Raw genomic sequence first — 11,721 nt, forward strand, 5'->3', positions numbered from 1 at the left:
AAGTCCGGTTCTTAGGGGGGAAAGAGATGGTAACATCTTTGACCTACCCGACTGCTGGCCACGCCAACAATAATTTTCTACCAACTATCATTTAGCTTATTTACGTTAAACCAGGCTGCAAGAAGACACTGGCGTATTGGACAAACTAAGCAATGTAGAACCTTCTACCTGGGCTACAAAGAAACATTCCAAGCTCAGATGGCACAGTTAATTGCTCAGAAGAATAAAGCTGCTGAAGCAATGAATGGTGATGCAACAAGCGATGGACTGAATGCAATGCTTGGTGATACAGGAGATCTACAGACTCTATTAATTCAAAACATTAAGAGTGGAAATCAATTAAAAGGTTCAACAGAGGAATGGACAAAAGCAGCATCTGATGAATCGAAACGCGTCCTTGCGAACATCGGTAATGTCATTACACCTGTATTTGAATCAATTGAAAATCAATTTACGAATTGGGTGGAGAAATTACCAGAAACGATGGACGTAGCATTTATGAAAGAGCCTCAATTTGTACAAAGGGCCGTTGAATGTATTAAAAAAGAGCAAGTACCTGGAGTTCGAGTGAAGCAGAATGTACTTGAAGTAGATGGAGAGATAGAGGATATCATTCGAGCTTTAACAACACTGAATACTGATAAGCGTATGCTTGTACAAAAACAAGATATCACATTCTGGGATTCAGTTATTGTTGAAGTGGATTCCTCAAAAAAGAAAGAAAAACGAAAAAACAAAGTAATCGATGGACAGTATGAGTTTGATTTATTTGGATGATCGAGAGGGGAATATTATGTTTACGAAGATTTTTATTGGTCTATTTTGTTATGTGTTTTTGGTAGTTCGTAATTCAAGGAAAAAATTTCTAATAGAAGAAGCCAAGAAAAAAGAAATGGAAAATAAACCGGTGGAACGCCCTGTTTATTGGTGCCCAAGAGAAAATAGACCTATTGGAAGGGAACAAGAGCGTGTTACTGTTCCAACAAAAGAAATCACCTTAGAAAAGGATGTAGCAAATATTTATGATTTAGTTGCTACATCTGTTCATAAAAATCTGGGTGAGGAAGAGAGTAACAGGTTAAAACATGAGGATATAGAAGAAGTGGAGTATGCTGATGCTTTTCATCATACTCCTACTCCTGAAGTTGTTTATGATATTCCTTTTCCAAGTGATGAGGATATACCAGAAGAATTATTAGAATATGAGAACATGTATTCACAACAAGAATATGTTTCAATTCCACCGGAAACGGAACACGTTTTTCCTGTTCAACAAGGAGTAGCTGATGTTGAAGATATGGATTTTGTGAGGTGGACTGCAAAAGTAATAGAACAAGAACAAGGACTAGCACGTGTCATAAATATGTCTAATAAAAAGCGTTATTGGATTCATACAGAGGGAGAGATATTACCGAAAAATCAATTACTGTATATGAAATTAGAGGTCAATTCACCTTATTCTTATACACTAGTTGAATGGAGTAATAGACAACTAGGGAATATATAATTCTATTTCCTAGTTGTATTTTCTTAGTTAAATAGCATGAAACACAGCATTTTCTCACTCATTTGTACAAGAATAAAACATTTTTTTATTTTTGTACAAATGAGTGGGACAGAATGATTCACCATATAAGGATATTCGACTATAATGAGACATTGTACGTCATTGTAATATTGAAATGTTTTGAGATTCAAGTGATTAACAGTCTTAAAACAGGGGAATTGAGAACTCTTCGTAATATTACAATGCTTAAAATAGATTAAATCCATACATGAGGATTAAATGAAGTAAGAAATATTTTGAGTTGAAAAAATAACAATTTTGAAAGGTGAATGTAAATGAATATTAATTCCATAAGTAACAATGTAGTAGAAAAATTAGAACAAACGGTGCGCTATGAAAAGAAACAAGTCCAGGTATTACGTGTAAGTAAAAGTAGTTCTAATATACACGCTTACATGATTTTCCCGGAATTCTCAGAGGTTAAAATTTCAAATACCGAACTGGATGAATATATAGAAAACCTGTCAACAAGCGTGAAGTATGTCATTGATCGCAAGTTGAGTCAACAAGAAATTGAAAAACAAAATCATTCTTTCATTATGACGTGTGAAGTCGAGGAAGATGGTGTGATAGATGATGAAACGATTCATTTTAATACGACGTATGTAAAACCACCAACAATTGCAAATAAAGTATTTAAGTTAGTATGTGGATTAGGCAATCGATTAGATAGCTTAAAAGAATTACATATTACAGTATTAAATAATAATATTAATCGAATTGAAATTGAGTTTTACAATGAAAATGAAACATATGTGGCAGTAGAAAAAGAAGAAATTGCAAATGCAATTATGGGGGCATATACAAAAGCAAATATCTATTATGCAGCAGATCTTTTTTATGCTGCGGAAGGAAATGAAATCAAATTAAAGAGCATCAAACCAAAATTAGCGGGTGATGTGTGATGAAACAAGATAAAGGAATGATAGGAGTCTTATGCACGCTTATTTTAATGATTTTATTACTTGTACCCTTACAAGCAGCTCAAGCTTCTGTAAAAGTAGATTTTAATGAGTTAAAAGGAAATGATGTTTCGTCATCATTTAAAAATGGACTAAATAATCGGACGAAAACAACAGAGAAAGATGATTCCTTTGGATCATCAATCATACAAAAGATTGAAGGATTGTATGCACCGGCTTTTAAAGTAGGAGTCAATATCTTTTCTATATCATTCGTATTAGGCGTTATTGTCATGGTTATGGCATTAATTACAAAGAATGGTCAATGGATGAAGTGGGCAACTGGAAGTATGATTTTCTCATTTATCAGCATGATGTCGATGAGACTAAGTGTATACTTCTTGTTTAGTTCCGATGTATTTTCGTTTATGAACATCTTTACGGATTTTTTAGACCTGTTTAAAGCAACAGCACTTATTTTCACACCATTTATGTTAATCGCAGGTATTCGTTTAAGAAGAATTCATGAGAGTACAAAACAGCCCGAATATTACCGTTGGGCCAACCGTGTCATAACAGGATCTTGTTTGCTGTGTATGTTAGCCGTACTCGCTCCATGGCTATTTGCTAATATGTAAAGAATTATATATAAAAATAGAAAAGGTACTGAATTTACATTCAGTACCTTTTATCTACCCATTAGGTTCTTTCTTTCATATTCTTCAAATACTTCTTCTGAAATTGGTGATAGTATGCCGCTCAAATACACAGCGGTATATAAAAAGTATTGCTCATCCCTTGTTTTAATTGTATGGGTACCGTGTTCCTCATTGTTTGGAATAATTCGTTCAATTTTGAGTTGTTTTTTATCACAAATGATCTCTTGTACTCTATATAAATTATGTATCGGTAAACGATCAATATACAAACAAAGGTACTCTAGTAGAAGTAGAATAACAGTCATTTGTAGAATGAAAGCAATTTTTAATAGAGTTGGTATGGATGCAAATAATACTAGAAATATAGAGACCAAGAAAATATTTAATTTTGAAAACCACTTTTCGTGTTGATTTAAAGAAATAATACTTTTCTTATTCTGAAACACCTGGAACCTCGTTATAAGAAAAATAATTGCAAAGATTCCTTCATAACTAAACCAGGTTTTCCACTCCGTATCAGTAAGTTCTAGCAATATATATATGATACCGGTAGATACGATCAATGGTACCAGCTGTACCAAACTAAATAGTATGGTATGTTCTAACATTCTTTTCTTGTAGATACGATTAGTAATTGAATCCAAGTTTCTTAACTCCTTCTGCAATTTTCATGATGACACCACCAATAAGAAGATGGTATTCGCCAATTCCTTTTTCATTTACGTACCAACACATATAGTGCCGGATACCTTCTTTTGCACCATGGTCATGTAAAGGAAAAGGAGATGCGTATTTTTTAGATGACATATTATTATCACCGAAAGGTACCTGTTCTGCAAGTGCAAAACGTTTCTTCGAATCATTTATAATCCAACAACCATAGTTTACTGACCCATACCATATTGCGTCTTTATGGATTGGATCAATAGCAGGTTGTGCTGGATAGCTTTCATCTAGCATTTGCGCTTTCTCTTCACGAAGTTGTTGATGAATGTGTGAATTCAATGGATCTTCCGTTCCGATTTCATAGGTTTCCTCAAAGTTGCCACACTCATAAGGGACAAGGGGGTTATCTGAATCAGCTGCTAATCGTAGACTGCAAGAATCTGATTTTGAAAGATAATACACACAGTCTTTGCAGGTGAAATAGTTTGAAAAAGCTGAATCTGTTTTTGGTTCTGGTTCTGTTACGGTATTATCTACTACAAGTTTTAACATATCTATCACAATCCTTTATAGGCTATTTCAAAATTTAATATAGACGTATCATATCATGCTTATTTTTAAATGTAAATATTTTCCATTTAAAAATACCCTAATTTATTTTGAAAGGAATGTTTGTTTTGAAAAGAAATCGAGAATATATTGCTTTGCGAAATTCTATATTAATAGGCTGGTTACTGACATGCATCGTAATAGGCCTATCTATCTATTTTTCTTCTGTTGTTTATTTATTAATCGGATGTTTCATTCTATCGTTAAAATACGGATTAATGGGTACTGTGAAAAATGTGGAAAAACGTTTGCCTACCTGGGCTAACTTTGGCGTCATTGAAAAACCAGTAAATAGAAGGGTGACCAGACCTTTTCAGTTTCGAGGTGGGCTCCTTGTTTCATTAGCATTAGGATTCGTAGAGATGGTGATAAAAGGCTTATGTATCTCATATTTTATTTTAGGATTAGAAACGCATGTATATCGTTTAATGCGCAGAAACGCAAGGGTGTAAAAAGGGGGTTTCTATTATGAAAGTATTAATATTTGAATTAGTTCTCATTGCGATTCTGATTCCGTTAAATATAGTTGTGAAAAAACATGTACCAAAATGGAAGGGGAAAGCTGGAGAAAAATTAGTGAAACGTATATTGAACAAATTGGATTCCGAAAGTTATTGCGTGTTACATGATGTTACGGTTCATACGGAGTATGGTGATACAACGCAAATTGATCATATTGTTATCGCGGAAACCGGTGTATTTGTTATAGAGACGAAGAACTACGAGGGATGGATCTATGGAAATGAGAAATCTGCAAGGTGGACACAGGGTATTTTTAGAAAAAAATCCTCTTTTCAAAATCCATTTCGACAAAACTATAAACATATAAAAGCAATTGAATGGGTGATGGAACAACAGCTGCCTTGTATCTCTATTGCAGCATTTCATCCAAAATGCAGTCTAAAAAGAGTAAATGTTCAATCTAAAGATAAACATGTCCTGTATTATAACGATCTACAAAAATGTATTGAATCATATACTGAAACGCAACTAACAAATGATGAGGTCCAGCACATCTACCAAACAATATTGCGAGCGAACATTATGGATAAGGATATTGAAAAGAAACATGTGAAGTATTTACATAATAAGTTCGCTAAACAATAAGAAATGGGGAAAGAGAGACATGTTATATGTAATAGGATTTATTATAATTTCTGTAGTAGCTATTCGTCTTAACATGAAGTATTACAAGTTAAAAGGAGATCAAAAAGATTTTGTGAAAAGAGTAAATAAATAGTTGTGAACATTTATCTTAACATATAAAAAAGGCCCAGTTGATTGGTCTTATCCCTGTCAAGTAGACAGCATTAAAAAGACTAAGCAGCCATCGAGATTCGATATTCTATCGGAGCTCGATGGTTGAGTCGTTTTTGGAAACGTTTATAGTTATAAAAGTAAATATATTCTTCAATTGCTTGTATTAAATCCGCTTCTGTTTTAAAATGATTCAAATACAACATCTCCGATTTAAAATGGGAGAAAAATGACTCGATACAGGCATTATCATGGCAGTTTCCTTTGCGAGAGTGGCTGCCAATGATACCTAAATCTAAAAGTCGTTTGTTGTAGGCATGAGATGTGTACTGGAACCCCTGATCTGAATGGAGAATGGTTCCACGCACATCTCTTTTTTGTGCCAACATTTCAATTGTATCTAATACAAGTTCATTATCATTACGCTTGGAAATTTTCCAAGAAACAACTTCGTTATTATAAATATCTTGTACAACAGAAAGATAGCGGAAGCCCTCTTGAAATCGTAGGTAGGTAATGTCTGTAACAAGCGCTTCATTTTGTTGGCGATCTTTGAATTCACGGTTTAAAACATTTGGAAAAGTATTAGAATAATTCCCTTTAAAGAAGCGACGCTTCTTTCGAATAATAGACTGAATGTTAAGCTCACTCATTAATCGATATACCTTTTTGTGATTTATAAAATATCCCTCTTCTTCTAAAGCGATTTTCATACGTGGATATCCATATTCTTTGTGCTTTACGTGAATAGATTGAATTACCTTTTTTAATCGTTTATCGGATTCTAGTCGCATGTTGTTCATACTTTTTGTATGAACCCACTTATAGTAACTTGAGCGATGTACACCCGCAAATTTAGTAAGCCATATAACAGGATATTTTCTCTTTAGTAATTCAATGATATGATATCGTTCTTTATATTTTAGTACGCCCCCATTTACAGATTTGGATACTGCTTTTTTAAATATTCAACCTGAGCCTTATAGTAATCACGCTCTTCTTCAACAGTTTTAAAATGGATCCGTTTGCCTTTTAAAGGGTTCGGTATACCTTTCGTTTTATTATTTTCCCCGCGAGTATCTGTAATTTCACCACGTTCTTTATATTTTTTCACCCAATTTTTAAGTTGTGTAGAGCTTCTAATCTGATATTTTTTCGCTATCATATCGTAGCTTCCCTCACCGTTTAAATAACTTTGAACAGCTGATAACTTTATCTCATTTGAGTATGTATTAAATGTTGTACCTTTTTTCGCCATGAAAAATCCCCTCCACGTAATAGTGTAACATCCATGTGTATACATGGTCTTTTTCACACTGTCTACCTAAAGGGGATAATATCATTGATGGAGCCTTTTTTATACCTAATCAAAATAGTTAGCTTAATGTTTTTTTAATGGTTAAGTAATGTAGTTAGCAATGATTCACTATTAATATCCTCGCCCTAGTAAAAGTACTTACCTTTCAGGAGACTCATACTTCAAGTGTTTGCTATGTGGTGAGTAGTTCACGAAGATGTTCGAGCAAATTTAAATTGAAATTAAATTTTTATATAAATGGTATATAGGATACATTTTAATTGTATCTTGTTCATCTTTTTTTAGAGATTCATATAATCTTTTGGATTTTAACCTATTTTGTAATAAAACTTCACAAGCATAGTCTAAAATTTTATCATTTTTATTTTGAGCGTTTTCTTGGATGGTCAAGATATCGTTAATTTCATCATCTGATAGCTCATTACCTAGTCTAAGATTAATTTGATACAGATTAATTTTTTGTATGATATCCTTAGGATTCTTTAATAGGTATCTTTGGATAAGATCTTGTGCAATTTTTAAATATTTTTCGTCAGAATATTCATCAAAATAGCTAATATATTTTAGATGGGTATCTATACTATTAAGTGAATCAATATCATGGTGTTCATCTTGAAAAGAAAGTTCTAGAATTTCATATTTAAAGTTTGCAGCTCTTTCCATATTCTCAATACTCTGATTAAGATATAGACTTACTTTCCAAATTTTCTCCCTCCAATTAGCATCATCATAATCAATAACATGCCCATCTTTAGGAAGGAATGCACCCATTGTTTTAATTGCTTTAACACTGAAAAAGTCGATAGCAGTATAGCCATCAAATAACAATGTTACCATCACGTAATCAGAGAGTTCAATGTTACAAAATACCATACTGTTTTTATCTAAAGGAGGAGTAAAATTAATTAAATCATATTGCTTATTTTTAAATATATTAATAATTTTATTAAAAAGGATGAATAGATTTTCCTTCTCATCAAAAATATAGTCCTCACTAATTCCTATCTGTTTGCATATTTGAATAAGTTCTTCATGGATCTTTATATTTTCATCAATATCTTTAAAAGTTTCCTTCTCATTTAATGTAGTGTCAATTTCGAAAGAGGATAAAGGAATTTTATTATATGTTAATAGATATTTAAGTAACTTTAAGCTTTTTACATAGGATCCGAGAGTTTTTAATTTACTTAAATGCACCTTACCGTTTATTAATCTTAATTTGCCATCAACAAATTTTTTACTAAATTCAAATGTTAAAGAATTTTCAATTGTAAGACAAATAATTTCTTTACTTATTTTTAATACAGATTTTATACGGAGTGTTTCATTACCTATTGTTACTATTTCATCTGTTTCTTTGCGCATTTCTTGTAGTTGAAATATATCTATTGGAAAGTCTACATCATTTAATACACCATATACATATGCTTGTTCTTCAAATAAATCTACTAAAACATTATTTTGAACATGTCCATATTCAATTTTGTATTGTGAGAATGCTATGTTTTTAGCATCTTCTATAAATCTTTTTGACTGTTTTTCCAATGAGTTCAGAAAAGATTTACAGATATTCTCTAACTCTCCATATTCTAGTTTTTTAAAATTAACTGTTATAGATTTTTGTCCAGTTAATTCTATCTCATCTAATAGTTTCTTTAAATCTAATGGAGCTAGAGTTTTATAATACGCTTGACTTACATATGTTTCAGGGTGAATAGTAACTACAAAAAATAGTACCCCATTATCATTCTTGTAGTATACATCTAAATCTTCTTTACTTATTGAATGAGCAATTTTCTGCTGCTTTTTGATCTTCTTAAATTTAGTTGTACCTTTTATTTGTATTGGTACGGTGCCTATAAAATCTGTTTTCTTAATTTTATTTGTATAAATGTTAATATCTCCATCAAAGGAAAGTCCTTTGTCATTCCACTGTACATTACTTTGTAAATGAAAAGGGGGTTGTAGTATGCATTTATTTATTTCCAAACAAGCTAAGTGTTCAATAATTGTATTATCTAAAGGGTTTAATTTTTTCATACTTCTTTTTCTCCTCGTTAATTTATAAGTAAATCAATTATAGCAAGTATTGATACATCTTTCTTATCTAGTATAAATTTGAAACTAAACGGTTATATTGCGATAATGAGCAATATAACAGTGAGGTGACCTATTTGAGTACAGTTGTAAAAGTCATGAAATACCAAATAGTCTGTCCTGTAAATATAGAATGGAAGACGTTTGAAATATATTTACGTACACTTTCATATCATTTTAGAACTATTGGGAATAGAACTATACAAAAATTGTGGGAATATGATAATCAATCATTGAAGCACTTTAAGGATACTGGCCAATATCCAAGTGCCCAACAATTATATGGGTGTACTCAAAAAACCATAAGTGGATATATTTATGATCAGTTAAAAGAAGAATATCAAGATATTAATAAAGCCAATATGTCCACTACTCTACAGAAGACAATTAAGACCTGGAATAGTAGAAAAAAAGAAATTTGGAGTGGTGAGATGTCCATTCCTTCATTCCGAAACAATTTACCAATTGATATTCATGGAAACTCTATTCAGATAATAAAAGAAAAGAGTGGTGATTATATCGCAAGCGTATCTCTTTTTTCATCAAAATTTATAAAAGAAAACGATTTACCCAATGGTAAAATTTTAGTGAAATTATCGACAAGAAAACAAAATAGTATGAAGGTAATTTTAGATAGAATAATTGATAGTACATATGCCAAAGGCGCTTGCATGCTCCATAAACATAAAAAGAAATGGTATTTATCTATTACTTATAAGTCAAATATAAAAGAAGAACTTAAATTTGATGAAGATTTAATTATGGGCATAGATATGGGGAAAATAAATGTTCTCTATTTTGCGTTTAATAAAGGTTTGGTAAGAGGGGGAATTAGTGGTGAAGAAATTGAGGCTTTTCGAAAAAAAATTGAGCATAGACGTATAAGTTTATTACGCCAAGGTAAGTATTGTAGTGGAAATAGGATAGGGAAAGGCCGTAAAAAACGAATTAAACCAATTGAAGTACTAAATGATAAAATAGCCAAGTTTAGAAATGCTACGAATCATAAGTATGCCAATTATATAGTGCAACAGTGCTTAAAATATAATTGTGGCACTATACAATTAGAGGATTTACAAGGAATAAGTAAAGAACAAACATTCCTAAAAAATTGGACGTATTTTGATTTGCAGGAAAAAATCAAGAATCAGGCAAATCAATATGGGATTAAAGTGGTGAAAATTGACCCATCCTATACAAGTCAACGATGTAGTGAATGTGGGTATATCCATAAAAATAATCGGCAAAATCAATCTACCTTTGAATGTCAGCAATGTAGTTTTAAAGTTCATGCAGACTACAATGCTGCCAAAAACATTTCTGTGTACAATATTGAGAAGGTAATACAAAAACAATTGAAGTTACAAGAAAAATTAAATTTAACAAAATATAAAGAACAGTATATAGAGCAGATGGAAAATATTAATTAAATAAGGTAGTAGGTAGTAGTTTGGCGGATTTCCACGCCATAAATGGAGAAGTGATACACGGTAAATTTACCAGGTGTATACGCTCCATAAGGTAGTATCGAATGTTAAAAAACATTGATACATAGGCATCTTGAATGCTTTGAAGGGTGTAACACAAAGACCGTTACATAATACATTAATTTGCTGGTAAAAAAGCAGGATGTTGTTGATATACAAGGGATTGTCACAATATTCGTTATTAATCATCTATCTATTATCGGGGTTAAAACATAACAATAGATGTATTGAAATTGATCCACCTCTACAATGTGATAACGGCCATTATCCGTTAAAACATAACAATAGATGTATTGAAATTTAAGTCATTATATGACACCGTATGCTATGTGGATTGTTAAAACAGAACAATAGATGTATTGAAATCAAACAAGATTACAACTATTGAACAATGTCGTCAATCGTTAAAACAGAACAATAGATGTATTTAAAAAGATAACAAATCATTAAGAAACCCTGGTTGCAAGAGTGTAAATTATTAAATTTTTGGTGAATTTCCACGCCATAAATGGAGAAGTAATACAAGGTGAATTTACCAAGTGTCAACGCTCCATAAGGTAGTATCGAATGTTAAAAAAACATTGATACATAAGCATTTTGGATGCTTTGAAGGGTGTAACACAAAGACCGTTACATAATACATTAATTTGCTGGTAAAAAAGCAGAATATTGTTGATATACAAGGGGTCATCGCAAAATTCATTGTTAATCATCCATATATTATTGGGGTTAAAACATAACAATAGATGTATTGAAATTGTATAGCGACAGATAATTCATTCGTCTCAGTATTTCGTTAAAACATAACAATAGATGTATTGAAATTGTATAGCGACAGATAATTCATTCGTCTCAGTATTTCGTTAAAACATAACAATAGATGTATTGAAATATGTATTGTTTTTATAAGGCGATAAGAGAAACTGGTTAAAACATAACAATAGATGTATTGAAATTATTACCCACAATATATTTTGCTCCTTTCTATTCCTTGTTAAAACAAAACAATAGATGTATTGAAATTGGGGAGACGCTCGGCACTTCACAAAATCATTGCGAAGTTTAAACAACACGATAGATATATAGGAGTCTCATTGAACTTTGATTCGATTTGTATATAAATAGAGTAAATGTTATTATATAAGTAATCCAATACTGA

The 11,721-nt window shown here is 31.7% G+C and carries 11 protein-coding genes and 1 pseudogene; 7 read left to right on the forward strand and 5 right to left on the reverse strand.

Annotated elements, in window-relative coordinates:
* Nucleotides 1-51 precede the first annotated feature (51 nt).
* The 4 genes and pseudogenes from J0835_RS27990 to J0835_RS28005 all read left to right on the forward strand — a co-directional run.
* Nucleotides 52-777, forward strand: a pseudogene (locus tag J0835_RS27990) (hypothetical protein); the annotation flags it as partial.
* Between the two features lie 16 nt (nucleotides 778-793).
* Nucleotides 794-1,507, forward strand: a complete 714-nt coding sequence (locus J0835_RS27995) for a hypothetical protein (RefSeq protein WP_062822359.1) — start codon at nucleotides 794-796, stop codon at nucleotides 1,505-1,507.
* Nucleotides 1,508-1,842: 335 nt separating this feature from the next.
* A complete protein-coding gene (locus tag J0835_RS28000; protein ID WP_001024815.1) occupies nucleotides 1,843-2,472 on the forward strand; it encodes a hypothetical protein in 630 nt (209 codons plus the stop codon).
* Nucleotides 2,472-3,107: a hypothetical protein gene (locus J0835_RS28005; protein WP_142242789.1), complete on the forward strand. Its 636-nt coding sequence runs from the start codon at nucleotides 2,472-2,474 to the stop codon at nucleotides 3,105-3,107. The genes J0835_RS28000 and J0835_RS28005 overlap by 1 nt, the downstream gene beginning before the upstream one ends.
* Before the next feature lie 50 nt (nucleotides 3,108-3,157).
* Here J0835_RS28005 and J0835_RS28010 read toward each other — a convergent pair whose 3' ends face one another.
* Both J0835_RS28010 and J0835_RS28015 read right to left on the reverse strand, forming a co-directional pair.
* Complete coding sequence (locus J0835_RS28010; RefSeq protein WP_080454410.1) at nucleotides 3,158-3,736, reverse strand: hypothetical protein; 579 nt, start codon at nucleotides 3,734-3,736, stop codon at nucleotides 3,158-3,160.
* A gap of 19 nt (nucleotides 3,737-3,755) precedes the next feature.
* Nucleotides 3,756-4,346 (reverse strand): hypothetical protein, encoded by a 591-nt coding sequence (locus J0835_RS28015; RefSeq protein WP_062822362.1) that lies wholly within the window; start codon nucleotides 4,344-4,346, stop codon nucleotides 3,756-3,758.
* 125 nt (nucleotides 4,347-4,471) lie between these two features.
* Here J0835_RS28015 and J0835_RS28020 point away from each other — a divergent pair, with 125 nt between their 5' ends.
* Nucleotides 4,472-4,855 carry a hypothetical protein gene (locus J0835_RS28020; protein ID WP_071713414.1) on the forward strand — a complete coding sequence of 128 codons (384 nt, stop codon included), beginning with the start codon at nucleotides 4,472-4,474 and terminating at the stop codon, nucleotides 4,853-4,855.
* A gap of 16 nt (nucleotides 4,856-4,871) precedes the next feature.
* Entirely contained in the window at nucleotides 4,872-5,510 is a 639-nt protein-coding gene (locus J0835_RS28025; protein ID WP_277507437.1) for a nuclease-related domain-containing protein, read from the forward strand.
* Nucleotides 5,511-5,722: 212 nt separating this feature from the next.
* Here the strand turns inward: J0835_RS28025 and J0835_RS28030 are convergent, their stop codons facing one another.
* The 3 genes from J0835_RS28030 to J0835_RS28040 all read right to left on the reverse strand — a co-directional run bounded on the left by J0835_RS28030 (nucleotide 5,723) and on the right by J0835_RS28040 (nucleotide 9,018).
* On the reverse strand, nucleotides 5,723-6,628 hold the full coding sequence (locus J0835_RS28030; protein WP_113712782.1) for an IS3 family transposase: 906 nt from the start codon (nucleotides 6,626-6,628) through the stop codon (nucleotides 5,723-5,725).
* Nucleotides 6,598-6,918, reverse strand: coding sequence for a helix-turn-helix domain-containing protein (locus J0835_RS28035; protein WP_001074673.1), 321 nt, complete (start codon nucleotides 6,916-6,918; stop codon nucleotides 6,598-6,600). Before J0835_RS28035 ends, J0835_RS28030 begins: the two co-directional genes overlap by 31 nt.
* Nucleotides 6,919-7,188: 270 nt before the next feature.
* Nucleotides 7,189-9,018, reverse strand: a complete 1,830-nt coding sequence (locus J0835_RS28040; protein ID WP_000735890.1) for a DUF4365 domain-containing protein — start codon at nucleotides 9,016-9,018, stop codon at nucleotides 7,189-7,191.
* Nucleotides 9,019-9,143: 125 nt separating this feature from the next.
* Here J0835_RS28040 and J0835_RS28045 point away from each other — a divergent pair, with 125 nt between their 5' ends.
* Entirely contained in the window at nucleotides 9,144-10,505 is a 1,362-nt protein-coding gene (locus J0835_RS28045; protein WP_002073819.1) for an RNA-guided endonuclease TnpB family protein, read from the forward strand.
* Nucleotides 10,506-11,721: the final 1,216 nt, after the last annotated feature.

The sequence above is a fragment of the Bacillus cereus group sp. Sample62 genome (genome assembly GCF_036851315.1).
GTDB classification, from domain to species: Bacteria; Bacillota; Bacilli; order Bacillales; family Bacillaceae_G; genus Bacillus_A; species Bacillus_A wiedmannii.